This is a genomic window from Spirosoma knui, assembly GCF_054780635.1.
Genome location: NZ_BAAGVY010000005.1, coordinates 228,754 through 254,708, shown reverse-complemented (window position 1 = coordinate 254,708; position 25,955 = coordinate 228,754). Strand labels below are relative to the sequence as shown.

Annotated in this window: 24 protein-coding genes and 1 tRNA gene; 11 read left to right on the top strand and 14 right to left on the bottom strand. The window is 51.2% G+C overall.

Annotation, left to right across the window (positions count from 1 at the left end; translation table 11 throughout):
* Positions 1–105 precede the first annotated feature (105 nt).
* The 6 genes from ACYVIY_RS13450 to ACYVIY_RS13425 all read left to right on the top strand — a co-directional run bounded on the left by ACYVIY_RS13450 (position 106) and on the right by ACYVIY_RS13425 (position 7,184).
* Positions 106–4,023, top strand: coding sequence for an Ig-like domain-containing protein (locus ACYVIY_RS13450; RefSeq protein ID WP_460976866.1), 3,918 nt, complete (start codon positions 106–108; stop codon positions 4,021–4,023).
* 86 nt (positions 4,024–4,109) lie between these two features.
* Positions 4,110–4,547 carry a nucleoside deaminase gene (locus ACYVIY_RS13445; RefSeq protein WP_460976865.1) on the top strand — a complete coding sequence of 146 codons (438 nt, stop codon included), beginning with the start codon at positions 4,110–4,112 and terminating at the stop codon, positions 4,545–4,547.
* Positions 4,548–4,602: 55 nt separating this feature from the next.
* On the top strand, positions 4,603–5,217 hold the full coding sequence (locus tag ACYVIY_RS13440; RefSeq protein ID WP_460976864.1) for a superoxide dismutase: 615 nt from the start codon (positions 4,603–4,605) through the stop codon (positions 5,215–5,217).
* 94 nt (positions 5,218–5,311) lie between these two features.
* Positions 5,312–5,387: transfer RNA gene (locus ACYVIY_RS13435), tRNA-His, on the top strand.
* Positions 5,388–5,466: 79 nt separating this feature from the next.
* Complete coding sequence (locus tag ACYVIY_RS13430) at positions 5,467–6,129, top strand: carotenoid biosynthesis protein (RefSeq protein WP_460976863.1); 663 nt, start codon at positions 5,467–5,469, stop codon at positions 6,127–6,129.
* A 176-nt stretch (positions 6,130–6,305) separates the two neighbouring features.
* A complete protein-coding gene (locus tag ACYVIY_RS13425; protein WP_460976862.1) occupies positions 6,306–7,184 on the top strand; it encodes a MerR family transcriptional regulator in 879 nt (292 codons plus the stop codon).
* Here ACYVIY_RS13425 and ACYVIY_RS13420 read toward each other — a convergent pair.
* Both ACYVIY_RS13420 and ACYVIY_RS13415 read right to left on the bottom strand, forming a co-directional pair.
* Positions 7,181–8,134, bottom strand: coding sequence for a D-2-hydroxyacid dehydrogenase (locus ACYVIY_RS13420; protein ID WP_460976992.1), 954 nt, complete (start codon positions 8,132–8,134; stop codon positions 7,181–7,183). The two genes, ACYVIY_RS13425 and ACYVIY_RS13420, sit on opposite strands and share 4 nt — an antisense overlap.
* Positions 8,135–8,149: 15 nt before the next feature.
* Positions 8,150–9,115 carry a YheT family hydrolase gene (locus ACYVIY_RS13415; RefSeq protein WP_460976861.1) on the bottom strand — a complete coding sequence of 322 codons (966 nt, stop codon included), beginning with the start codon at positions 9,113–9,115 and terminating at the stop codon, positions 8,150–8,152.
* A 53-nt stretch (positions 9,116–9,168) separates the two neighbouring features.
* On the opposite strand from ACYVIY_RS13415, the gene ACYVIY_RS13410 reads away from it, so the two are divergent.
* Positions 9,169–9,615, top strand: a complete 447-nt coding sequence (locus ACYVIY_RS13410; protein ID WP_460976860.1) for a hypothetical protein — start codon at positions 9,169–9,171, stop codon at positions 9,613–9,615.
* Between the two features lie 4 nt (positions 9,616–9,619).
* On the opposite strand, the gene ACYVIY_RS13405 is transcribed toward ACYVIY_RS13410, so the two are convergent.
* From ACYVIY_RS13405 to ACYVIY_RS13370, 8 genes are all read right to left on the bottom strand, one after another.
* Positions 9,620–10,390 (bottom strand): glycosyltransferase family 2 protein, encoded by a 771-nt coding sequence (locus ACYVIY_RS13405; protein ID WP_460976859.1) that lies wholly within the window; start codon positions 10,388–10,390, stop codon positions 9,620–9,622.
* A 73-nt stretch (positions 10,391–10,463) separates the two neighbouring features.
* Complete coding sequence (locus ACYVIY_RS13400; protein ID WP_460976858.1) at positions 10,464–11,423, bottom strand: glycosyltransferase family 2 protein; 960 nt, start codon at positions 11,421–11,423, stop codon at positions 10,464–10,466.
* Between the two features lie 124 nt (positions 11,424–11,547).
* On the bottom strand, positions 11,548–12,372 hold the full coding sequence (locus ACYVIY_RS13395) for a hypothetical protein (protein WP_460976857.1): 825 nt from the start codon (positions 12,370–12,372) through the stop codon (positions 11,548–11,550).
* A gap of 134 nt (positions 12,373–12,506) precedes the next feature.
* On the bottom strand, positions 12,507–13,430 hold the full coding sequence (locus ACYVIY_RS13390) for a glycoside hydrolase family protein (RefSeq protein ID WP_460976856.1): 924 nt from the start codon (positions 13,428–13,430) through the stop codon (positions 12,507–12,509).
* A 42-nt stretch (positions 13,431–13,472) separates the two neighbouring features.
* Entirely contained in the window at positions 13,473–15,176 is a 1,704-nt protein-coding gene (locus ACYVIY_RS13385) for a hypothetical protein (protein WP_460976855.1), read from the bottom strand.
* Between the two features lie 74 nt (positions 15,177–15,250).
* A complete protein-coding gene (locus tag ACYVIY_RS13380) occupies positions 15,251–16,324 on the bottom strand; it encodes an NAD-dependent epimerase/dehydratase family protein (protein ID WP_460976854.1) in 1,074 nt (357 codons plus the stop codon).
* A gap of 188 nt (positions 16,325–16,512) precedes the next feature.
* The gene (locus tag ACYVIY_RS13375; RefSeq protein WP_460976853.1) at positions 16,513–16,791 is read right to left on the bottom strand and encodes a hypothetical protein; all 279 of its coding nucleotides are present in this window, start codon (positions 16,789–16,791) and stop codon (positions 16,513–16,515) included.
* A 113-nt stretch (positions 16,792–16,904) separates the two neighbouring features.
* The gene (locus ACYVIY_RS13370; protein WP_460976852.1) at positions 16,905–18,641 is read right to left on the bottom strand and encodes a M3 family oligoendopeptidase; all 1,737 of its coding nucleotides are present in this window, start codon (positions 18,639–18,641) and stop codon (positions 16,905–16,907) included.
* 131 nt (positions 18,642–18,772) lie between these two features.
* On the opposite strand from ACYVIY_RS13370, the gene ACYVIY_RS13365 reads away from it, so the two are divergent.
* Positions 18,773–19,150, top strand: coding sequence for a BlaI/MecI/CopY family transcriptional regulator (locus ACYVIY_RS13365; protein ID WP_460976851.1), 378 nt, complete (start codon positions 18,773–18,775; stop codon positions 19,148–19,150).
* Positions 19,137–21,326, top strand: coding sequence for a M56 family metallopeptidase (locus ACYVIY_RS13360; protein ID WP_460976850.1), 2,190 nt, complete (start codon positions 19,137–19,139; stop codon positions 21,324–21,326). Before ACYVIY_RS13365 ends, ACYVIY_RS13360 begins: the two co-directional genes overlap by 14 nt.
* A 50-nt stretch (positions 21,327–21,376) precedes the next feature.
* Here the strand turns inward: ACYVIY_RS13360 and ACYVIY_RS13355 are convergent, their stop codons facing one another.
* From ACYVIY_RS13355 to ACYVIY_RS13345, 3 genes are all read right to left on the bottom strand, one after another.
* The gene (locus tag ACYVIY_RS13355; protein WP_460976849.1) at positions 21,377–22,447 is read right to left on the bottom strand and encodes a 2Fe-2S iron-sulfur cluster-binding protein; all 1,071 of its coding nucleotides are present in this window, start codon (positions 22,445–22,447) and stop codon (positions 21,377–21,379) included.
* A 149-nt stretch (positions 22,448–22,596) separates the two neighbouring features.
* Complete coding sequence (locus ACYVIY_RS13350; protein WP_460976848.1) at positions 22,597–23,439, bottom strand: N-acetylglucosamine kinase; 843 nt, start codon at positions 23,437–23,439, stop codon at positions 22,597–22,599.
* A gap of 24 nt (positions 23,440–23,463) precedes the next feature.
* Positions 23,464–23,712, bottom strand: coding sequence for a cytochrome b5 domain-containing protein (locus ACYVIY_RS13345; protein ID WP_460976847.1), 249 nt, complete (start codon positions 23,710–23,712; stop codon positions 23,464–23,466).
* A gap of 106 nt (positions 23,713–23,818) precedes the next feature.
* Here ACYVIY_RS13345 and ACYVIY_RS13340 point away from each other — a divergent pair, with 106 nt between their 5' ends.
* Together ACYVIY_RS13340 and thiL are read left to right on the top strand one after the other, a co-directional pair.
* Entirely contained in the window at positions 23,819–24,265 is a 447-nt protein-coding gene (locus ACYVIY_RS13340) for a hypothetical protein (protein ID WP_460976846.1), read from the top strand.
* 109 nt (positions 24,266–24,374) lie between these two features.
* Positions 24,375–25,406: a thiamine-phosphate kinase gene (gene thiL, locus ACYVIY_RS13335; RefSeq protein ID WP_460976845.1), complete on the top strand. Its 1,032-nt coding sequence runs from the start codon at positions 24,375–24,377 to the stop codon at positions 25,404–25,406.
* Positions 25,407–25,425: 19 nt separating this feature from the next.
* On the opposite strand, the gene ACYVIY_RS13330 is transcribed toward thiL, so the two are convergent.
* Positions 25,426–25,926 (bottom strand): hypothetical protein, encoded by a 501-nt coding sequence (locus tag ACYVIY_RS13330; protein ID WP_460976844.1) that lies wholly within the window; start codon positions 25,924–25,926, stop codon positions 25,426–25,428.
* Positions 25,927–25,955: the final 29 nt, after the last annotated feature.

The window sequence follows — 25,955 nt, the reverse complement described above, 5'->3', positions numbered from 1 at the left end:
AGAGAAGGCATTAGCCCATGCGTTCGAGATGGCTTGTATATGAAATAATAGCCTGTGTTTTTCACAAATACGTTAACTTTAATCCCCTTAACTGCTCATATTTTTATGAAAGGACGTAATGTTTACGCCTATCTATTTTGCTGGCTGTTTTTTGCGGGAGTATCGCTTACGCAAAGCTTCGGCCAGACGATAACAACGGGTGCCGTTGCGCCTACTTCGGTTTGTCGAGAAGGAACCATCACCGTTACGTTTACCCCGAGTGGCGTCTTTTCTGCCGGAAATGTCTTTTCTGCTCAACTCTCAGACGTAACCGGTGCATTTCCTACAAACCCCACAGTTATTGGAACGACGTCAGCCGGACTTGTCATCAATGCGAAGATACCGGCCAATGTTGATCCTGGCTCCGCCTATCGAATTCGGGTTGTATCAAGTGCTCCGGCCCGCGTCGGCTCAACTGCTTTGTCAGTAGTAACCATTAACGTACCCGCTGCGCCGAACGCTACGCCCCCCCCTCCATATTGCGAAGGTGATGCAGCTACGGCGCTGACGGCTACTCCATCGGCAGGCGGAACGCTGAACTGGTATGGTACCAGTGCAACCGGGGGGACTCGATCAGGTACAGCTACTTTGCCAAGCACCAATATTATTGGGAATACGCTCTATTACGTCAGCCAAACCGTTGGAGGCTGCGAAAGCCCCAGAATACCCATCAGCGTAACAGTTAAAGATAAGCCGAATGCGCCGGTAACGAACCCCGTTACGTTGTGTTTAAATCAGGCAGCTACGGCGCTAACCGCTACGCCAGTCGCTGGCGGAACGCTGAACTGGTATGGCACCAGTGCAACCGGGGGGACACGCGCTTCGGCAGCACCCATTCCGGGTACAACAACGGCAGGCAGCACCACGTATTACGTTAGCCAGACACTCAATGGCTGCGAAGGACCCAGAGCGGGCATCGTTGTTACAATCAGCAGTCCGCCACCGGCACCAACGGCTACTGCCCCCGCCCCCTACTGCGAAGGCGCTCCAGTAGCCGCACTTGCGGCAGTTGGCCAAAACTTAAGATGGTATGGTACCAGTGCAACCGGTGGCACCGCTTCAACTCAGGCTACGATACCGAGCACCAGCCTGGCCGGTACATTTACGTATTACGTTAGCCAAACTGTCAACGGATGTGAGAGCGCCCGTACACCCATTGTCGTTCAGGTGAAAGATGCTCCACCTGCCCCAGCAACGGCCGCTGCGCCCGCCTACTGTCTAAGCCAGCCAGCAACCGCGCTGTCCGCAACGCCCACTACCGGAGCAACGCTGAACTGGTATGGCACTAACGCAACTGGAGGTACCGCTTCGCCAACGCCAAGCGTTCCAATAACCACACAGGTTGGAACCAGTATGTACTACGTTAGTCAGACCCAGGGCGGCTGCGAAGGGCCGCGAGCCCCTATTACCGTTACAGTTAAGGCAACGCCCTCAGTACCGGCCGTTATGAGTCCCACGATAATTTGTCAGAGCCGAACCGCTACTCCCCTCGCTGCCACCCCTTCTACAGGTGGAACCCTGAACTGGTATGGTACCAACCAAACCGGTGGCACCGCTTCGCCAACGGCACCTGTCCCTTCCACATCCGCCACAGGAACTACGGTTTATTACGTTAGTCAGACCGTAAATGGCTGTGAAAGTACACGTACTCCCTTAACCGTTACGGTTAACGCTGTACCAGCAGCCCCGACGACTATCCCGCCCAGCGCCTACTGCGAAGGAGAAACGGCACAACCCTTAACGGCTACCGGACAAAACTTAAAGTGGTACGGAACAAATTCAACAGGAGGTATAGGGTCTACTACACCAACCATCCCCACGACAACGGCTGCCGTTGTCGGTACTACGCTTTACTTCGTAACACAAACCGTCAGTAGCTGCGAAAGTGACCGAGCGTCTATTGCAGTACAAGTAAAAGATAGACCGGGGGCTCCTGGTACATCGGCAATCGAACTGTGTCAGGGCGCACCACCACAGCCATTGAACGCCACTTTAGTCGCTAATGCCACGCCAAACTGGTACGGCACCAGCGCCACGGGAGGAACCGCATCTGTAAACGCGCCACTTCTTAGCACTAGCAATGTTGGTACAGTCACGTATTACATCAGTCAGTCACTGAACGATTGTGAGAGCCCACGTGTTGGGTTGAATGTTCGCATTAAAGCGTTGCCAGGCGCGCCGAGTGTAAGCTCCGTTAGCTTATGTAATAAACAGGATCCCAGCCCTTTAACCGCAGGTGGTCAAAACCTGAAATGGTATACCGGAAACGATGCTCCGCTGGGTAGCGCTCCAAGACCAAATACAGATAACGTAGGTACGCAAACGTTCAAAGTGTCTCAAACCTCGAATGAAAACTGCGAAGGGCCTAAAGCGACGATAACCGTTGTCGTTAATGCCCTGCCCGCTCCGCCGAGTGTGTCGAACCTTACGTATTGTCAAGCTGTACCCGATCAGCCCGCTCAAAACGTATCGCCTTTAACCGCTAATGGAGCGAATCTGAAATGGTATAATCCAGATGGAAATGCATTTCCGAATGCGCCCACTCCTTCTATCAGCCGAACAGGCACCTTTAATTACGACGTTTCTCAAACCGTCAATAACTGCGAGGGGGGTAAGGCAACGATACAGGTGACCGTCAATAGTACAGCCGCGCCGACAGTTGCCAAGTCAGTCGTTTCCTACTGCATCAACGACAAAGCGGCTCCACTGGAAGCGTCTGCCGAATCAGGTGGGCGGCTACGCTGGATTGATCCGTACGAGCGCACCACGGACAACGCGCCGACGCCCTCAACGATAAACACGAATGTTGATCCACAGGGAGACGCTTTTTATGTCTATCAGATTGGAGCAAATGGCTGTTATAGCCCACGCGCAACCATTCGGGTAGTGGTCAACACAACCCCTACGCTATCGTTACAGGCTCCTTCAAACGCTTCGGTTAATTTAGGTCAGAGAACATCATTGCAGTTAAAATTTACCGGCTCTGCACCCTACAGCTATACCATTTCGGACGGTTACTCGGGCCGATCGCTGCGATCCGACACGACCATCATGGTGTTACCCCGCGGCAATACAACGTATCAGGTAATCGCCGTTACAAATGGATGCGGCATTGGCTTGCCAGGTAACCCGGCTACGGCTGGCGTTGTGGTTCGCGTACCAACCGTATCGACTACGGCCTTCAATACGTCGACGCTCTGCGCGGGTACGGCGCTGACGGTTCCATTTATCACAACCGGCGAATTCAATCCGGGGAATAGCTTCAGTATTGAGTTAGCCAGTTTGGCCGACACCACCAAGAAATACGCGGTACCCGCTACCGCCGTCGGCTCTCCGGTAACCGGTACATTGCCGCTGGCATTACCCAGCGGTCAGTATTACGTGCGCGTCAAAGCAGCGAACCCGGAGATAGGCATTACCGGCACCAACAGTCCGACGTTACTGACCGTACGCTCGCTGCCAACAGCAACGCTGACCGGTACGCAGGATATTTACGAGGGATCACCCGCTAACCTGACCATTGCGTTAGGTGGCGACGGCCCCTGGACTGTAATGTATGCCGACAGCGCTCGGAGCTATTCCGCAACAGCAACGACAAGCCCGTACGTAGCGGAAGTTCGACTTGCCCGCACCACAACGTACCGGCTAACAACCGTAACTAACAATTGCGGTACTGGATCGATTTCGGGTACGGCTACGGTTTCGGTGCTGCCCCTGCTGGGTATCGAAAACAACTCGCTCGACCCCCTGGTGAAAGCCTATCCGGTGCCCACGACTTCGGTGCTGACCGTGGAGCTAGACCTTCCGCTGACGCACGATCCGGCAAACTTTGAAGTGACTGATCTGCGCGGTCGAACGGTCCTGCAATCGACATCTCGTAGCCGACGTAACGAACTGGATTTGAGTAGTCAACCGAACGGACTATACATCTTACGAATTCAGGTCGGTGATCGACATACGATTCGAAAATTGGTAAAACAGTAAGCCAACTTCGCAAACAGCCATCCATATACCTGATGGCTGTTTGCGTGTAAAGCTCATACCTTCAGGCCACGTAATTTCGCTGTATTATGTTTTCGGATGATTACTTCATGGAAATAGCGCTCAGTCTGGCCGAAGAGGCCGCTGAGGCTGGTGAAATTCCGGTCGGGGCTGTTGTAGTAAGTCGCAACCGAATCATTGGCAAAGGACGCAACCAAACGGAACAGCTCAACGACGTAACGGCCCATGCCGAAATCCTTGCTATCACCGCTGCGGCTCAGCACTTGGGCGGTAAATACCTCCCCGACTGCACCTTATACGTAACCTTAGAACCTTGTGTCATGTGCGCCGGGGCTTTGTTCTGGTCGCAGATTGGTCGGCTTGTCATCGGGGCTGATGATCCCAAACGAGGCTTTTCCCGCTTCAATCAACCCCTGCTTCATCCGAAAACCCGAATCGAAACTGGCGTGATGGCCGACGAAAGCAAAGCCTTACTTGAGAAGTTTTTTAGGCACTTAAGAACATAATTGAAAATGGGGTTGTTAACAAAACCGAATAATCTTCCATCAAACTCATAGTAAAATGGCTTTTGTATTAGATCCCCTGCCCTACCCCAGCGATTCGCTTGAACCAAACATTGACAAGCAAACCATGGAAATTCACCACGATAAGCACCACAATGCTTACGTGACCAACCTGAACAATGCTATTGCTGGCACTGATTTAGAAAATAAATCCATTGAAGAGCTGTTGACCAATGTGAGTCAGTCACCGGTAGCCGTTCGGAACAACGGCGGAGGTCATTACAACCATACCTTGTTCTGGAATACCATTTCGGGCAGCGGTGGCGGTCAACCAACGGGTGAGTTAGCCGACGCTATCACGCAGAAATTTGGCTCATTTGATGCCTTTAAAGAAGAATTTACCAAAGCGGCTACTACTCGGTTCGGCTCAGGCTGGGCCTGGCTGGTGGTAACTCCAAGCGGGGAACTGGCTGTGACCTCTACCCCGAATCAGGACAATCCGCTGATGGACGTAGCGGATGTGAAAGGTTTCCCGGTTATTGGCCTCGACGTGTGGGAACATGCCTACTACCTGAAGTATCAGAACCGTCGTCCCGATTACATTGCGGCTTACTTCAACGTAGTTGACTGGAATGCTGCCGAAAAGCGGTATCAGCAAGGTAAACAGGCATAAGGTATACTCTGGATAATGTACGCTGAATAATTCGCTAAAAAAGTGATTACTCATTGTACATTATCCATTATTTGTTATTTTTGCAGTCCAAAACGGTGATTGTAGCTCAGTTGGTTAGAGCGTCGGATTGTGGTTCCGAAGGTCGCGGGTTCGAGCCCCGTCTTTCACCCTGGTAAAAAGCCCTGATTCTGTCGGGGCTTTTTCGTTTATATAGGCTAACCTTCTGCTCACACGCGCAGTTACTGATGCATGCCTATCAGTATTCCAATAGCTCCCCGTTATCACCCCACCGTTCTCACGGTATTGACTGTAGCCTATCTGGCTGGCATCATAGGCCTCCAGCTCCCCGTGCTGGCGGATTATTTCCGACCGCTCAGTCCGCTCACCTTAATCAGTTCCCTGGTTGTTCTGCTGCTGTATCATACCGACTGGCGACCTGCTTTCTACGTCTATGCAGCGCTGGCTGTGCTGACGGGCTATTTTATCGAGGTGATCGGCGTCCATACCGGATCAATCTTTGGGCATTACGCGTATGGTTGGGGACTGGGCGCTCGGGTTTGGGAAGTTCCGCCTGTTATTGGCATCAATTGGCTTACACTCTCATACTGCTGCGGATCAGTATGCGACCGGCTTGCCTTGCCAGTATATGGGAAAACGCTGGTAGCAGCCACGTTGATGGTTACACTGGATTTTTTCATTGAACCAGTAGCCGTTGAGCTAGATTTCTGGACCTGGTTTGGCCAGCCCGTTCCTATTCAGAATTACGTTGGCTGGTGGCTGGTCTCCTGCGTCTTGTTTGCAATTTGGTACGCCTTACCATTCCGGAAGGGCAACCGGTTGGCGAAATGGCTGCTCGCCCTTCAGTTCCTGTTCTTCATATCTCATAATTTGTTGATGTTTTTTAAAAAATAATTAAACAAAATATAAGTACTTTTGTTGATTGTAGTAAATTTGTTCAAGCTGAGAGCGATCAGTACGCCTGCGTTCGATATATGTATTCGATTGGTTTTTAGCCAATTCGAAGGCAAGCCAGTTAGTAAATGTGCGTACTAATGTTCGCTGTTGTTCACATCTAGCAATCTTATCTCATGAGTAATTATTCGATAAAAGATTTAGAACAGCTATCCGGCATTAAAGCGCATACGCTACGTATCTGGGAACAGCGCTACAACATCATCACGCCCAAACGTACAGATACAAACATCCGCACGTACGACGATCAGGATCTTAAGCTGGTACTCAACATTTCGTTGCTGAAAGACCACGGTTATAAAATTTCAGAAATATCGAAATTGTCGGTAGAAGAGATGTACCGGGAGGTAATCAAGATATCCGACAGGCAGCTCAATTATCCCGATCAGATTCATGCGCTCACAATTTCGATGATCGATTTGGACGAAGAGCGTTTTGAAAAAATAATCAGTACGAATATCCTGCAATTTGGCTTCGAGAACACGATGATTCACATCATCTATCCGTTTTTAAGCCGGATCGGTACGTTGTGGGTTACTGGCTCAATTGGTCCGGCGCAGGAACACTTTATTTCCAATCTGATCCGTCAGAAAATCATTGTGGCCATTGATGGTCAGGTCAGTAAACAGCGCCCGAACGGCAAGAAGTATATGCTGTTTTTACCAGAGGGCGAGTTGCACGAAATCAGTTTGTTGTTTGCCAACTACATCATTCGCGCCCGATACAACAAAGTAATTTATCTGGGGCAGAGCCTGCCGTTCAATGAACTGGTGTTTGCCTACAACGTGCACAAGCCTGACTATGTGTTTACCGCCATTACGTCCGTACCTTCCAACCACGAAGTACAGCCCTTTGTTGATCGGTTGGTTAAAGCTTTTCCGGATGCGCACCTGTTATTTACGGGCTACCAGATCGTTGGGCAGGATATTAACATGCCGGAAAACGCTACGATTATCAACCAGATTGAAGACCTGATCCAAATTGCAGGCACTTAAGCCACAACGTTTTGCGGATTGCCGTTCAGAAAATCCTGAATATTGTCGGCAACCAGACCCAACAACCGCTTCCGTGCTTCAAAACTCGCCCAGGCGATGTGCGGTGTAACCAGGCTGTTTTTTGCGGTGAGCAACGGATTATCTTCTTTAGGAGGCTCAACTGACAACACATCCAAACCCGCTCCGGCAATTTTTCCTTCATTTAAGGCAGCAGCGACGTCCTGTTCGTTCAACAGCGTTCCCCGACTGGTATTCAGCAGATACGCGGTTGGCTTCATTACGTTCAGCAGGTCACGATTCACAAAGCCAACGGTATCGGGCGTAGCCGGGCAATGCAGCGACACCACATCGCTCTCCGCAAACAGCGTAGTTCGGTCAACAAACGTAACGTCGGGTACTTCTTGCCGGGAAGCGCTTCGGCGATTCACCAGAATACGCATCCCAAACGCTTTCCCAATTTCGGCCACTTTTTGACCGATATCTCCATAGCCGACCAGACCCAGTGTTTTACCGGCCAGTTCAACCAAAGGTGACTTGGCATAGCAAAAGTCGGCGGAACGTACCCAGTCTCCGTTGTGAACGCTTTGGCTGTGCCGACCGACATGATGCGTTAATTCAAGTAATAAAGCGAACGTGAGTTGAGCCACCGAATCGGTGCTGTATCCCTTTACGTTGGTGACGGTAATTCCCTGTTCGCGAGCCGCTGCTACGTCGATTATATCGTAGCCGGTGGCAGTTACGCCAATGTATCGCAATTTGGGTAACTGGCTCAGTACGTCCCGGTTCAGTTTAACTTTATTGACGAGTACGATCTCGGCATCGCTGATCCGCTCCAGCAGTTGATCAGGCGAGGTTCGGTCATAGAACGTAACATTCCCCAGCGATTGAATCGGCTCCCAGTCCAGATCACCTGGATTGAGTGTATAAGCGTCGGTATAAACAATATTGATCACGATCGAATCAGTTTAAATCAGGTTCTTTGCAAACGCTAGTGCACGGCGTTCAGCATACGTGTATGTATCGCGGGAAACCGCAAAGCCAACGTGACCACCCCGTGCGGGCGTTTCCAAAAATACATAAGGATGCTCTTTCGCTAACCAAGCTGGCGAACACTCAACCGTCAGGAGTGGATCGTTTTGGGCGTTCAGCAGCAAAGTCGGCACCGTTATCCCCGGCATAAAATTAACGGCCGACGCCTGGGTGTAAAAATCGTCAGCATCCCGGTAGTTATTCACTGGGGCCGAGAAAAACTCGTCAAAATCACGCCATTGTTTCACAAAGCGCAGTCTGGTCATATCCAGTCGCCCTGGAAATCGATCGGCTTTTTGGGTCAGCTTAATAATCAGCTTTTTCATAAACCGGTTTCTGTAGAATCGATTAGCGGGCTGGTCAAGCATACGGGCACTGGCTCCCAAATCGGTAGGTGCCGAAATCGCAATACCCCGTTTGACAGCGCCCGGCAGATTGGGCCCATGCACACCCAGGTATTTCAACGTAATGTTTCCGCCCATGCTATACCCGACCAACACGATTTCGTCGTACGTACCAGTCCGCAAAGCGTGGTCGATTACCTCGCCTAAATCGCCAATCTCGCCATGATTATACAACCGAAACGCCCGGTTCATCTCGCCACTACAGGAGCGGCAGTTCCAGGCCAGCACATCAAAGCCGTTTGTGGCAAACAGTTTAGCGGTTCCCCGCATATACTGGCGATTGCTGTCACCTTCCAGTCCGTGCGTTAGAATAATCAGTCGGCAGTTACCTCCTTTAATCCAGTCCAGGTCGACAAAATCGTCGTCGGAGAGAGTGAGCCGCTGACGAGTATACGTAACGCCGGTTACGGTACGCGTAAGGCTGGGGAGGATCGTTTGCAGGTGGCCATTGTACTGATAAGCAGGCGGCCCCGGATAAGCTGAGTCTAGTAACGGCATTGTACTAAACAACGCGTATTTTTAGCGTGTTGTTCTCATAGAAAAGCCTCGTTATGCAAGTTGCCAAGTACGTATCGGTTATTGTTGCCAGCACCATCAAATTTGTTGGCGGGCCCTTGTCAGGAGTGGCCCTGGGGCTGAACTGGCTAGAAACAGCGATCTGTACAACGCTGGGAATGATGGTAAGCGTACTGGTTGTTACGTATGCCGGTGCGGCTTTGCAGGCCCTGATGCAGCGTTACCGCCCCCGGCAGCCCAAACGATTCACCAATCGAACCCGCATGGCGGTACGTGTCTGGAAGCGGTCTGGTTTAATGGGCATCGCGCTATTAACGCCGTTGATTCTGACACCCATCGGCGGCACCATACTTGCCGTATCCTTTCGGGCCAAGCGAAGTCAGCTGCTGCTGTATATGCTAATGAGCGGAATTTTCTGGGCCGTTATTCAATCGCTGGCCATCTATCAGATTCCAGGTCTGAAAGGACTCATAAGCCAATAACTGATTACCGGCTTACGGTCTGCGCTACAGGCGTGGCTGGTTTCTTTCTGAAGTCGCCCTGTGAGAAGTATTTCTCGATCAGGCAGTACATCAGAATAAAGAAATAGCGACTACCCATTTCCTTGATCTTCAACTTCGATTCACCATACTTTCGGTTTGTCCAGCTATTGGGTACTACTGCGTAGGTGTATCCACGAACAATTGCCTTGAGTGGCAACTCGACGGTCAGGTTAAAATGGGGAGCCAGAAAAGGCTTTATGCCTTCTATTGTCTCGCGTTTGTAGAGTTTAAACGCGTTTGTTGTATCGTTGTATTTGATGCCCATCACCAGCTTGACGATGAAGTTGGCAATGCGGTTAATGAATTTTTTGAGGGGTGGATAATCGATCACTTTCCCGTCTTTACCCCATCTCGATCCAAACACAGCATCGACATCGGTTTCAACCATCTTGTTGTAGAACTTAACCAGATCTTCTGGATCGTCCGACAAATCAGCCATAAACACCGCTACGCAGTCGCCCGAAAACCGTTCCAGTCCGTACCGCACCGCATAGCCGAACCCATTCGGTCCGGGATTGGTATAATACACCAACGTCGGAATTTCCGTTGCGGCTAACTGTTGCAGTACCTGAAGCGTGCCATCTTTAGAGTTATCGTTGGTAACGCATATCTCGTGCGGAATCCCGTGCTTGGCCAGTGTCTGATACAGCGCACGTAGCGTAGGGGGTAACGATTCTTCCTCGTTGTAGGCGGGTATAACAACGCTTAATTTCATATCCATTCTGGTTTGTCGACCCTGGCAAGTACCATCATCTACCGGGCACGCTACAAATTACAAGCTTGCTGGCTTAATTCCGATGCGGCAGAAGCCGGATACTACTGTATAACTTAGTAACAGGCTTGGGCAGGACGTAGTCACGAATGACAAATTTCGTTTTTTCCCAATCAGGGCGGCCTAGATGTAAATATTTCAGGGCGTAGAATACCCGTCGGAAATAGCGATTTTTGTATTGCTTCGAGTCCAGCAGCATCCGATAGTACCGGGCGATATTCCGGCGGAGTACCCGATCGTATTTATAATCGAGTTCGCGGTTAATATCGCGGTACATCTGAATCCGATTTCGCAAAAACGATTCCTCGTAATAATTATCGGCGTAGCTGGCTCCGCCCCGATTTTTCCGGTACACCGACATTACGTCCGGAATGTACCCGATCTTACCTAGCTTGGCTTTGAGGATAAGCCTTGGGATATCGCCACTCGACGACTCCCGAAACCAGGTTGGATACTCTTTGATTGAATTGCGGTACATGGTGCTGGACGTAGCCATGAACCAGATTTCATCTTCGCCGATCAGGTCGTCGACCGTATAGAACGGCTTCATGTCCGGACCATTGAGCAAATGCGAAGGCGTCCCGTCCTCGTACGTAATCAAGGCATTATGGAACACCGTTGAATAGTCGGGGTGCGCATCCAGCAGATCAGCCTGCTTCTGGAGTTTAAGCGAATCGGTCCAGTAGTCATCCCCATCCATCAGGGCATAATATTCGCCCTGGGCTAGTTTCAGCGTTTCCAGAAAATTTATCCCCCCGTTTTTACCCATGTTACGTGGGTGCAGTACGCCTTTCACCAGGCCAGGGTGCAGGCGCTCGTAGTCCTGGATGATGTCGCGGGTGCCATCGCTCGAAAAATCATCACCAACCAGAATCTCAATCGTGAACGTCGTTTTTTGCGCAAGGGCACTATCGATCGCCTTACGAATAAACTTCTGCTGGTTGTACGTGATAATCAGGACGCTTACTTTAATCATAATACGAAAAATAAACCCGGTCCGAACGCAACCTGGCGGGCGTTAAAGACCGGGCTTTCGTTTCACCGACAAAGATAGGAACGAATACTCCGTTCACCGTCACTCGGTAATGAGTATTTCTTGATTAAACGGCGGCCTCCGACGTAGCGGTTTTAGCCGACTGAATTTGGGTTTTCCAGCCTTGCGGCTCATCTTTATCCGCTGGTTTCCCCCACGGATCGTAGAACGGCAGAATGGCGACCCAGCGGCCGGCGGGGTCGTCCCAGCTAAAGCGATCGGCAAAGCTTGAGGGGCTTACCCAGTGCGGCAAATCGTAACGGAACAAAATCATATCGCCCATATCCTGGAAACCTTCGGTCTCAACGATATGGTCGTTAATGACGTAGCCCGTACCACCGGACGTATAATCTTTCCCATATTGATTGAGGGCAAGAATCGTACCGACTTTCTGCGGATTAAGCGGGTGCCAGTGGCGACCAAAAAAACTACCGCCCATCGGGTAATGCGTAACCTGCGGGTGAAAATACGGCTGCCCTTTCCGAACGCCATATTCTTCGTTGTTGCCCGTCAGACTGTTCCAGAACCGGCGCATCGGATCGAAAACCTGCAACAGCGATTGCTTGGTTGGTTCATCAAGCTCCAGAAGGGCATCGAACGTATGGTCGTGAAACAACTGCGGGGCCTGCTGTATTTTAGCAATATGAAGCCGGTGCTTATGCTGGTTATTATCGAATGTATCGGGGGCCTCTGCCAAAGGGGTTTTAGCCGCCCAGCTACGGGTCGTGTCGATAATGGTACGTAGCGTTTCTTCCGGAATACCCGTTTTGACGATAACAATGTTCGGCTCATTGACGAGCTTCATTACGTCTTCGTAAGGAATCTCGGGAACGATCTGGCCGTCTTTGAACTCAGCGTTGACCTGTATGAGGTATTTCGATAACTCTTTCATTCTGCTTACTGTTTTAGACAAAATAGAGCGGTAGCTATGAATAATACAAACGTAATCTATCGAAGGGCACAATTCTATGATTTTTGTGCAAGAAAGAGCTGATAAATGTCAGCCGCTTCGGTGCCTGTCGTGGGCTACCGCTCGATGGCGTAGCCAAATCCGGACGCACCAAAACCATTCCCGTTGTACAGCATGATGCGCTGACCGTTGTACTCAAAAATATGACAGTAATCCATCATCATCGAATCCCATCCTTCAGCGGAGCGTTCAACACCGGCCAGATCATCGTTTCGCTCCCAGTTTAGGCCATCTTTCGACTCGGCATATCCGATCCGGTAGCTTTTCTGAACGTCGGTGCGGTAATTGGTTGCATTCCGGTATGAAAAATACATTTTATACAGCTCACCGTCCTTGTAAACGGTTGGTCGACCAATGGCATCTGTGAATTCATCATATCCGACGCAGACGTGACCGGTACGTTGCCAGTTAATTCCATCCGTTGACTCCGCGTATTTCACGTTATAGAAGGGTTCGGGATGGCCGTTAATGACTTCGATTTTGGTGCAGGACAGATACCACATCCGCCAGGTATCGCCCTCACGAATAACGCACGGCTGGGCCACCCAAACCTGATCGTAGATCGAACGGTCGAGTAAAGGACCGGTATATTTCCGCTCGAAGGTGAGGCCACCGTCCCGGCTAATGGCCAAGCCAATACCCAGGCGATAACTGGCAGTTTCGCTCTTGTTCCAGCCGGTATAATACAGCCAGATTTCGTCACCGACGGGTACGAACCACGACGGCATAGCCCCCGTTTCGTCGAACATTCCGACGGCTCCTTTCGTCAGACATGGTTTATCATGAACGTAGGTTACCTTCGATAAATCTTGTGGATCAAGCTCTACGAACGAGGTAGCTGATGCGATGTTTTCGTCGCGGGTCGAGAAATAGACACGCAGCTTATTTTCCAACGGAAAGCCAAATGGCACCTGCGCGTGCGTGCGGCTGAATGGCTGCGATCCGTCAGGTTTATAAATCAGTCCTTTTTTTGTCCACATAACTCTTCTTAATCAGTCAATCGTGTTTGGTTCTTTTACCGGTTACTTTTTGGCCAAAGGATGCTCGGTGTTTAGTGGCGAAGGGCGAATACGATCCCGACGTACGTATAAACGGGTATCGTCGACCAGGCCTACGTAGCGGTAATGAGCGGCAATAAATTTGCCAAGCGGTTTTATTATTTCGTGTCCCTGCGTTTTCCGATCGGTCATCCACAGATTCCGGCTACCCACCGCATCGACAAAGACGGGCGGAAACGAACGGACGAAATCGCGTACGTACCGTTTTTGGTAGATTGCCTGCATTGGATGTTTAAACCCACTCCGAATGGTATGGTTCTCCGCTACGCCCTGCGGCATCTGCGTCTGCACGTAATAATCGCAGCGCCAACCCCAAACTACCAGTTTTTCGCCCGGTTGTGCGTAGTTGGCAATCGCTTTCGAAACGGGTGACGGCTGAACGGCCCAACCGTTTTGCCACTCCGACGGGTAACGGTTCAGGGGAATAGCCTGCCGGTGTCTGACCACTACCTGAACGGCGAACAGAATCAGAAAAGCCCCCAGGATACCAGCTCCAACCCAACGCCCGCTGAGCACGGATTGTGGCAACTGACTCCAACCGTAGGCGGCTCCAAACACCAGTGGGCCCGTCAGAAAAAACAGGTAATGAATGTACTCCGATCCCGTTCGGGTAATCGCGAAAATCGTGGCCATCAGCAACGTAACGCAGAACCCGATCCGCTGCCATCCACCAGCTCTGTTACGTTCAGCCTTGCTACGTCCGTTTGCGTGCCGTAAGGCGTACACTGCGCCTACAATCCAAACCAGCAGCGACAATTTAATGAACCAGTCAAACGACTCACCGTTGCGAAAGAATTCGGGCAGGCGCAGTATGCTTTGTAGCTGGTTGGTGTCACTGGCGTAGCGTAGGTTTCCGACCAGGTAGAACGTAACGAAATCGTCATAGACCTTATTGAGCCAGGTCAGGCCGGTAAATATTGCTGGAAACAGCAGGCTACTTCCAATTAAAATAGCGGCCCGGCCAAGTTTTTCGGATGTGTGCAGGCGGGTTGCCCTAAAAACCGTTAACAGCGTAAATAAGCCAATGACGGCGGCCATAGGTGCGGCCTGTAACTTTCCGAATGGAACCATGCCCAGCAACAAGCCGATCAAAGTAATACGCCAGATGCTGAACGGCCGTTCGCTTTTCAGCCGTGCGTATAGGTAGTAACTCGCGCTAAGCAGGGCGAGCGGCACCAGTTCGCTATTGTAATGAAGGAAATCACCGGCCTGGGTTAGCCCAAGGACGAACACCAGGGGCAGCAAGGCCAGTCGGGCAGCCTCTTCGCCGAACCAGAGCGTTGCGGTTCTAAAGAGCAGATACAAGCAGACGGCAATGAGTCCGAAGGCGGTTAAATGTGCCGTGATGTAATCGAAGGGAAGCCCCAGCAGTGAAGGAAGAATCAGAAAGTAGCTGTCCAGCGGGCCGCCCGTGGTACCATCTACAGCTCTGAAATACACCGGATCGTGACGGAGCGTAAGGGCCTGGGTAATGATCTGACTCTCGTCCGGATTGATCTCGTAATTGTATACAATGCTGGGTAACCGCAGCAAAAACAACAAGCCCAGCGCGGAAGCAATGAATAGTCGGCTACTAATCCGTAGTCTACTGCTTACCCACACTACCCCCCAGCACAGACCGTACGTAATTAGCCAATAGATAACCGGATATGTATCAAAACGAGGCATAAAATAGCCCGGACGCGCGAGCGTCCGGGTGCTGACCTATGAATGTATAGCTCGTAAAGTAGCGCTACAGATGCTTATTTTACAACCGCCAACCGAGCAGCCATGCTGTCGTGGATCTGGATCATCGTTTCTTTCAGATCGTAGGTCCAGTTCCAATCCGGGTAGTGTTGTTTGAACTTGGTCAGATCGGAAATATACCAGATATGGTCACCACTCCGGTTTGTTTCGGAGTACTGATAATTCATCTTGTTACCCGAAATTTCTTCGCAAAGCGCAATGGCTTCCAGCATGGAGCAGTTTGCGTACCGGCCACCACCTGCGTTATAGACTTCGCCCGGCCGCGGATTCTGGTAGAAATGCCAGAACATATTCACCAGGTCCCAGCTGTGGATGTTGTCGCGGACCTGCTTGCCTTTATAACCGAAAATGGTGTACTGATTGCCGGTGATCGCGCACTTCATCAGGTATGACAAGAACCCATGCAATTGGGCACCCGAGTGATTAGGGCCGGTTAAGCAGCCCCCCCGGAAAACGCCAGTATTCATGCCAAAATAGCGGCCATATTCCTGCACCATAATATCCGCTGCAACCTTAGATGCGCCGAAGACAGAGTGCTTCGTATGGTCGAGGCTCATGTGCTCATCAATCCCGTTTTCGAAGTAGGGGTGATTTTGATCGATTTCCCAGCGGGTTTCGGTTTCAATCAGCGGCAGGAAATTTGGATTGTCGCCGTATACTTTATTCGTCGACGTAAAGATGAACACCGCTTCGGGGCTATGCAGCCGGGTCATCTCCAGCATGTTCAGCGTACCAACGGCGTTAACGCCGAAATCGGTAAACGGCTCCCGAGCGGCCCAGTCATGGCTTGGCTGAGCGGCTGTATGCAGGACAAGTTTAATATCAGACCCGAACTCCTTAAAAATTGTCTCCAGTTGCGAGACCTCCCGGATATCGGCAGCACGATGCTCATAATTTGAGTACGTTTCGGCCAGCCGGTTGCGGTTCCATTCCGTCGAGCCATCAGCCCCGAAGAAATACTGTCGCATATTGTTATCAATACCAACGACCAAGTCAAATTTATCAGCAAAAAAAGCAACGGCTTCGCTACCAATTAAGCCAGCTGACCCAGTAACCAATGCAATTTTCATAGCGTATTTCAGGCCTAATTAAATTTTATCAACAGAAAAATACTATTAATCAATTCGTTTTACCGACAAAGTAACACAAAAAATTATATTCGTAGGTAGATAAACTTAGTGTTAGGTAATGGCAAAATAAAAGCGACAAGCCAGCGTCGAAACGCTCACTCATCGCTTTCAGGATCTATTAAAATTACTTAAGCTCCTTCGCCGATTGTACCTGCGCCGAACAGTTTTTCACGAATTTTCTGCGTACGGCCTTCCAGTTCTGGATTAGGCGTGTACTTATATTTCGTCTGCACAGCCGCCGAATCTTTGCCGGTTCCGTACACTTCAGCATCACCAGCCCGGTAGTCAGCTCTAAAGTCATTAGCCCGGACGTCTCTCTGGCGAACAGTATTGTATTTTTGATAGTCGCAGGATGCGAGCGACAATACTGCCGCGACCAACAAACCTGCACTGAATACGCGTTTCATAGCCACTTGATTACGAATTGATTCGGCAAAATTAATGAATAGTCACTAGTCGTCAGCCGTAAACGAAGAGTTTTTTTGGTTTATCTCTCCTTCCGGCCTATCCCTCTACCCGGTTAACGCTGGCCTAAGGATTTAATCTCGTCATTTACAAAGTCCATCAGTTCGCGGATGTAGGCCTGCGAAAAGTCGAACGGTACGTCGGCCGCAGCGTAAATTTCCCGGATGGGTGCCTTGTAGCCTAAGCTCAACGCTCGTTTGTAGCCCGCTAACCCAGCTTCCGGGTCACGCCGGTAATTGCGCCATACGCCAATTGCCCCCAGTTGCGCTATACCATACTCGATGTAATAGAACGGCACTTCGTACAGGTGCAGTTGGCGCTGCCAGATATACTCCTTGTAATAGGCAAAGCCGCTCCAATCTGTTACGTTATCGGCAAACTGTTCGTAGATACGTACCCAATTCTCGCGTCGTTCGCTGACGGTGTGAGTCGGGTTCTCGTAGATCCAGTGCTGAAATTTATCAATGGTCGCCACCCACGGTAACGTTTCAATAATTGATTCGAGATGCTGAAGCTTCGCGCGACGTAGTTCTTCAGGATTCTCAAAAAATACGTCCCAATGATCCATAGACAGCAGTTCCATGCTCATGGAAGCCAGTTCAGCAACTTCCATGGGTGGATTCCGGAAGGCTTTCAAAGTCAGGTTGCGCGTCAGAAACGAGTGTACCGCATGGCCACCTTCGTGAACCATCGTAACCAGATCGCGCAGGCTGGACGTAGCGTTCATAAAAATGAACGGCACCCCAATTTCTTCCAGCGGATAGTTATAGCCACCCGGTGCCTTGCCTTTTCGAGATTCCAGATCGAGGTGGCCCATCGCCCGCATGATCCGTAAATCGTCGCCTAACTCCTGGTCGAGCCGATCGAAGCAGGCAATGGTTTTTTCGACCAGTTCCTCGCCCGTAGCGAAAGGCTTGAGGGGCAGACGGCCTTCTACATCGACTTTAGCGTCCCACGGACGTAACGGCTCTACGCCCAACTTCTCTTTACGCTCTTTCGCCAACGTATTCAGGAGGGGCACAACGGCATCGGCAACCGAATCATGAAAGTTAAAACAATCCTGGGGCGTATAATCGAACCGGCCCAACGCGGCAAACGAATAATCCCGGAAGTTGGCAAAGCCTGCATTTACCGCCATCAGATGGCGCAGATCGCGTAACCGGTCGAAGAGCTGGTCGAGAGCCTCATGGTCTTTGTAGCGCCGTTCCCAGATTTTGCGCCAGGCGTCTTCCCGCACGGCCCGATCAGTCGACTGGAGGAGATCGCTGGCTTCCGGCAACGTCATTTCTCGACCGTTAATTACAACGGTCATAGCCCCCGAAATGGCGCCGTATTTCCGTTCTTCGGTCTGGAGTTCGGTTTGTATCGGTATGTTTTCCTCCCGAAATATCTCAATCGCCTTTTTCATGCCCCGCACCATTACGTCGTACCCTTCGTCGGTGAGTTGGCTCAGAAATGGGCTATTCACCGCTTTCAGGTCAAGGTCATTCCCATAGGCGGTCATCGGGGGCTGAATCTCGGAAATAAAGAAATTGAGCTGATTAACCAGTTCTTCGCTGGCCGTGTCGCACGTCATTCGGATGTAGCGCCAGGCAAAATTTTCGGATAGGTACGATTCCAACTCGCTCCGATCCAGTAGCCACTGACGCAGATCTGTTGCGTCCTGTATCGGCCGATTCAGTAAATCATCGTAGAGTGGCTTGACATCGTCCCAACTCGTTAGGGTTAATTCATCACCAATAAAACGTCGGTCCGGACGGGTAGGAAGTGGAAGGGTCTCGTTTGAATGCATACTGGTCTCTTAATAAACTATTGAAAACGTATAGCCGCTATAATAAGCCATTGTAAAAGTTTTTTGTTCGCCTGCTTGCATCTACGAAAAACTTCGTATATGTTTACTACGAAATTATTCGTAGATCAACTATGAAGCCAACCGACTCTGAGTTAGAGATTCTGCATGTGCTCTGGGCTAGTGGTCCCAGCACCGTACGGCAAGTTCACGAAAAGCTAAGCGAAAGCCGCGACATTGGTTATACAACGGCCCTTAAGTTGATGCAGATTATGCACGAAAAGGGGCTAGTAACGCGTGACGCCGAAGCGAAATCACATACGTACTCAGCCGCCGTGAGCGAAGAAGACACCCAACGCAATCTGGTCGATCGCTTTGTTGAAACGGCCTTTCGCGGATCGGCGTCGAAACTGGTTATGCAGGTGTTAGGCCAGCATAAAACATCGCGCGAAGAGTTAGACGAAATCAAAAACCTTTTAAACCAGATCAATTCAGCCAATGAACGCCATTGATTTTCTGACCAGTCCAGTTGCTCATGCGCTAGGCTGGTCGCTGCTACACGCCATCTGGCAGGGCTTCGCGCTCGTTCTGTCTGCCGCGCTGGCTTTATATATCTTACGCAATCGGTCAAGTGCATTTCGGTACCGGATTGGCGTAGTGACGCTGTTTTTGCAGGTACTAACCTCGGTCATTACGTTCATTTGGTACTATAGACCGGTTCCAGCTGCGAATGAATTCGTTTTATCCAAAAGCGCAATTCAACCTGCGGTTTCTGTTCATTGGCAAACGGTAACTCAAACCGTAACCTGGCCGCAGTACGTTCAGCAATTTCTGGAAAATCACCTCGCCGAGTTTGTTCTGGCTTACCTGATCGGTGTTGCCGCCTTCGGGTTGCGCCTAATTGGTGGCTGGGTGTATCTGCAACGGTTGAGCCGCGTATCGGGCCGATCCGTAACGGCCTGGATCGAGCTGAGCGACCGCCTACGGGCTTCGCTTGGTATTCGTATGGCCGTACAAGTGAAAGAGTCGGCGCAAATTACCATTCCTATGGTTATTGGTGTTCTTAAGCCGGTCGTTTTGCTGCCGGTTAGTTTAGCAACGAATCTGTCATTACATGAACTGGAGGCTGTTTTGGCGCATGAACTGGCCCACGTTAAGCGGTTCGACTACGCGGTTAATTTGCTGCAATCGGTGGTTGAGGTATTATACTTTTTTCACCCGGCCCTGTGGTGGCTCTCCGCGCGGGTACGGGAAGAACGGGAACATTGCTGCGATGATTTAGCGGTACAAGCCTGCGGGGGCGATGGTCGGATTTTAGCCCAGGCGTTGGCCCGCGTTGAAGAATTACGACTCGCCCAAGTGTATCAGACCCCTACCCTAGCGATGGCTTTTGTCTCTAAACGGAAGCAGTTGCTGCACCGGGTCCGGCGTATGCTCGGTGTTCCGACGCCCCCTTTTGTATCGAACAGTCGGCTGGCAGGTCTTACACTGGCTACGTTACTGCTGTTAAGTGCATCGGTGTATGCCATTCAGAAGCAGGACCCGCCAAAAGTTAAGGCTACCCAGCCTAAGCCAACCCGTCGCCATTCGGTCGGTAACGGGACGGAATACGGTATGGTCGACAAACGGAAGATCGCGTATATAATCTGGAAAGGGCAAAAATTACCAGCCGCGCGGGTCAATCGTTTGCAGCGCCAGCTCGATCAGGTCATGGCGGGAAAGCTATCGCTGGATACGATTGGGCAGGCCGACCGCGACATTTTGCTGACTATTATCGAAAAGAACGTAGCGTTTGACGCCGGTATGGATGCCTTATCAGAAGGTATGGCCCACATCAACTATAACAACATTATTGCCTCCGTTTCAAATAGCGTTCCCGTCAGCCTCAACGAGACAGTAGAAGAGCTAGCCAAGGTAGACTACAGTACTATTGTCCATGATGCGCTGGCTTCGGCAGAGACGTTGGCTGCTTTATCGCCTTTATCGCCCGCTTCTTCTGACTCGCTGAACCGACTCCGTTCGTTGCGCCAGCATCAGGTAGATAGTTTGAGTCAGCTTATCGAGAAAACCGCTCAGCAGGCCGAAGCGATACGTCTCCAGATGGAGAAACTTCGGTTTCCGGTAGAAGCGTCGGAACGAAACCGGGACGTACTGGAATGGCGGAAAAATAAACTGGCCGAGAAACGAAGCAGTTTGCTCGATAAACACCGTCAGCTTCTGTACACGGACAGCAAGCAGAAGCTTAGTCAGGCCGAAATCGAGAAGCAGTTAGAAGCCCTCGAACCAGAAATCAAGAACCAGGAAGAAGGCATTGAAGAGCTAAACAAGCAAATAGAGGGTATCGAGCAGAAGATCAACGAAACGCAGCAGCCGCTCGAAAAGCTGGAACGCCAGGCGGAAGAGCTGGCGAACCAGATGAATCAGTACGCGACCCAGCTAAGCGCTCAACATGAAGGGTTGGCTGGCCTGAATATCGCCATGCCAGCCGTACCCAGGCTTCCGGCGCGGGCTCGTCGCGCACCCCGACCCGCTTTGGCCCCGGCTGCTATACCGCCGGTGCCACGAGTTGCTCCCGCTCCGGACCATGCTCTACCAGCAGCACCCGCGCTGGCCCCAACGCCACCCACACCACGTCACAGCCCGGCTCCGGCCTTAGCCCCAGCTCCCAAAACGAAAAAGCAGCGTTAAAGCCGACTAGCAAAGAGAAAGGGTCGAATTGCTTCGACCCTTTCTCTTTGCTAGTCAATCTCAATGATTACATCTCGCCCGACAGGATGAGCTACGCAGGTCAAGACGTAACCCGCTTTAAGCTCCGAGTCAGACAGCCCGTCCTCCTCGTCCAGTTTGACCTTGCCCGAAGTGCATCGGCCCATGCAGGCAGTACACATACCCGCCTGACACGAATAAGGCAAGTCAATATCCAGATCTAACGCAGCCTCCAGAATGGTTTGATGCGGAGCCACAGCGAACTTATACTCACTGCCTTCGTAAATAACCGTTACCTCCGGTGATCCCTCATCATCGGCCGTTAGCGGCTCTTCAACGACATCGCCCGCCAGTACGGGAGCCGTGACATAACTTTCTTTGAAAACCCGTTCGGTAGGAACGCCAACCAGGGCCAGCGCCGAACGCGCTTCAGCCATCATACCGTCGGGACCGCACAGATAAAAGCTGGCGTTCTGCCGATCAGCCGCAGGCATTTGGTCCAACAGCTTCGTGAGTGTATGTTGATTCAAACGACCTTCCAGCTCGCTCCACCCGGCATCGGGCTGACTCAATACGTGCGTAACCTGAAAGCGCGACCGCCCGTAGGCCTGTTCCATCGCATCGAGGTGCGCTTTGTAGATGATGGATGTTTGATTCCGGTTGCCGTAAATAAGCCAGACCCGGCTATTGGGTTCGACATGCAGGGCCGACTTCGCCATCGAAAACAAAGGCGTAATACCGCTACCGGCTCCGATTAATACCAGCGTCCGACGGTTCTGCGGATCGAGCTTCGGGGTGAATGTCCCCATCGGATCAAGCGTTTCGACAATGTCTCCGGTTTTGATCCGATCACAGAGGTAATTCGATGCCAGGCCACCCGGCACCCGCTTCACCGAAACCGCCAGTGATACGTCGACATGCGGAGATGACGCCATGGAATAGGAGCGCCGAATTTTCTGACCGTTTATGGTGAGCAGGAATGTTAGAAACTGACCGGGTTGATAACGCACCTCTTCGTTGATAGGATGCCAGAATGTTATCGTTACGGCGTCGGCTGTTTCGCGAACAACCTCTTTTACTTTTAAAAAATACCGATTTGCCATTATACTATTCTCAGGTTGTCAATGGTCGTTTGAAGCCCCGCGTAATCCGTTTAACCAAATCATCTGCTTCAACCTACGGGCATAACGCGCCGACCATAGTGCAAAAGTACGGCAAGTAAGCCGCTTGATTAACAACCGACTGTGTAAAGTCAGTGTTTTTGGTGGAACACAACTAATTGGTCGGCCGGAGCTTTCAGAATACGGCCCATACTTAAACCGGTCTGAGCCAAGGCTATACGTAATGGTTCTGAAAAGTAGTAACCAATCGATCCGACCACATGAACTGGCCACTCACCTGCTTCCGGAAAGCGGCTTACGTACGTAGTGAAAAACTGGACAAAGGCATCCGTCACCAGCCGAGTTATGTACGGATGGGCTAGATGCTCAGACAAAAACGGGGTAAACGACGCAAAATACCGGTTTGGATAGGGTTTCTGATAAGCGTTTTCCAATAACGTCGCCCGATCAAGCGCGTATCGTTCGTTAAACATGTCGCGCAGGTTGGACGGTAATCGTTCCTGAAAAAAGTCCCGAACCAGCGTTTTTCCCAGGTACCCTCCGCTGCCTTCATCGCCGAGCCAGAACCCCAACGACTGAATACCGCGAATGATTTGCTGACCATCGTAACAACAGGCATTGGACCCCGTTCCGAGGATACAGACTATACCCGGCTCATGCCCAGCCGCCCCTCTGGCTGCGCCCAGCATGTCGCTGTTCACGGCTACAGTTTGCAGATTCGGCAGCACCGCTCGCAACGCCCTGGCAACAATGTCATTAGCAGATGGCCCACTACATCCGGCCCCGTAAAAGAAAACCTGCGTTACGTCGTTACCAGTAATAGACGGCAAAAGTTGCGCCCGGAGAGCGGCTTCTATTTGCTGGCTGGTTTGATAGTATGGATTAAAGCCGTCGGTATGGATGGCCCGAGTCGAACCATCAGCGGCAACGATCCGCCAATCCGTTTTTGTTGAGCCGCTATCGGCAATGAGCATAAGGATGTTAGATTATGTTGGTTGTTACAGCAGCCGCCCAACGACCGGAAACCGATCGAAAACCCATTCGGCATGGGGCGCATCGACAAGTTCGGCGGTCAGGTCCTGCCCGGCCCAGTGTTCGTAGTGCTTACCCCGTCGCCAAAGGCGTGATGCTGATACGTCATAGATGATACCGGCGTAGGCGCACCAGATCTCGTCGCGATCCTGACCGTTACGTAAGGCAAGCTGCGAACGACTGTATGGCGTTAGCAAATCAGGGTTGGTAGGCATCCTCTGGCCGTTTAGTCAAACAGATGAATAAATAGGCATCGTTTTTGACGGTGACAACAAAATTAGCGTAACTTTAGCCACTTTAGTTTACACGCATCGATTGACCATGAGAAAGATTCCATTTCTTGCTTTCCTTTCGGTACTAACCCTTTTTAGTTTACTGACAAGCTGCAATGGCGATAAAACCCCACCGGTTTCTGAACGGATTGCCAAAGTATGGACCGCCCGAGCTGTAGATGAGAATAGCCAGACGGTTTACACGCGGGGAGGTACGGCTAATGTTCGTAACTACGCTAATTATAAGCTTGATTTGAGCGCGGCTCCCACGGTTAAGTATACCGCATTTGACGGTAATACATTTACCGGCCAATATTCTGTTCCCTCGGATGATCGCCTTGTACTGACTAACCTAACCCCTGCCCCAACCGGTACGAATGGTACTATCGAATTTACCATCAACAGTATCAGCGATACCGAACTAAAACTGACCGCAAAAGAAATCAGTCAGAAAACCGGCGGCACAACGAACGTCTATACCCTGTCGAATCCGTAAGGGCCGGTAAACCAATTTTATTTCTGAGCCGTTCCGTAACCAAGCGGAACGGCTTTGTTATTTATAAAGTATACCAACTGGTACTGCAGCTTGACCTTATAACTTACTCATGACTGACCTCAACAACCTTGGAGAAATTGGTTTAATCGACCGGATTCGGCAGGCAACCCCCTCGCCTGCACACCCAGAAACCGTGCGTGGTATCGGCGACGATGCAGCCGTATTTGATTGGGGTGATGACTATGGACTGCTGGCTACGGATTTACTCATCGAGGGCATTCATTTTGACCTGACCTACGTTCCTCTTAAACACCTCGGCTACAAAGCCGTTACGTTCGCCGTTTCGGATATTGCGGCCATGAATGGACTTCCGTTGCAGGTAACGATCGGAGTTGGCCTGAGCAGCCGCTTTCCGGTTGAGGCCGTCGACGAACTGTACGAAGGCATACGGGCGGCCTGCGAGTCGTATAAGATTGATCTGGTAGGGGGCGACACCACATCTTCGCGGTCCGGGCTTATTATTTCCGTTTCGGTTTTAGGTAAGGTCCCGAAGGATCTGATTACCTACCGCAACACCGCCCAGGCCAATGATGTCGTCTGCGTAACCGGCGATCTAGGGGCCGCTTATCTGGGACTTCAGTTGCTGGAACGCGAGAAACAGGTGTATCTGGCCGATCCGAACATGCAGCCGAATCTTTCAGAAGAGCGAGCCTATTTAGTCCAGCGGCAGCTACGTCCGGATGCCCGCACGGACATTGTTCATGAACTGCGCGACCTGGGTATTCGACCTACGGCGATGATTGATGTTTCGGATGGGCTGGCCTCGGAACTGCTTCACCTGTGCCGCCAATCGGGCACCGGCGCTGTAATTTTCGACGAAAACCTTCCCATCGACGATCAGACGCACCTGGCCGCTGAGGAGTTTAAAATCAGCCCCATTACGTGTGCCCTGAACGGCGGAGAAGATTATGAATTACTGTTTACCGTTCGGCCGCAGGCGTTTGAGAAGCTGGCCACCAATGCCCGGATCACCGCTATCGGCTACCTGACGGCCGATCCAGCGCAGGTTGTTCTGGCCACGAAGGCGGGGCAGCAGACGCCGATCCGTGCTCAGGGCTGGCAAAATGCAGCGCAGCAGTAATGGCGATGGCATAAGGTTGCTACCGGACGCGTAACAGTTTCAGGTAGTAGCCTTCGTCGCATTGTCCTTCGGCACAGCGGGGCAAAATGACCAGCGTATCCTTTCTGAATGCTATCGTCTGGCGGAACGGGACATTGGCCCGATTGGTACTGATGAACAACGTAACACCCAGCCCATCGAGACTGGTTGAATCGACTCGGAAGTACCGGATTGGGTAATAATAGGTCATTTCGGAGCCGGATGCAGCCAACTTACCGTCTGCGCTGAACGTTAGGGTTTGCGCATTGATGGGCGTATACCGTTTGAGGGCGTAAAAGCTGGTGTCGCGCGGGGTGTTCAAGCTATCGACCCGAACCGTGTAGGTCGAGTCTTTAATGAACCGGCGTTCCAGAAGCTGCCATGTACCGGTAATGCGCGGATCACCCGCTCCGGGCGAAAATTCAGCCTGATCATCTTTGCAGCTGGCGAGTAAACCAGCCGTGAGTACCGATGCTAAAAGGTAAAGGAAAACGTTCTTCACGGGTTATGCCACCAATTCATACAGCCAAC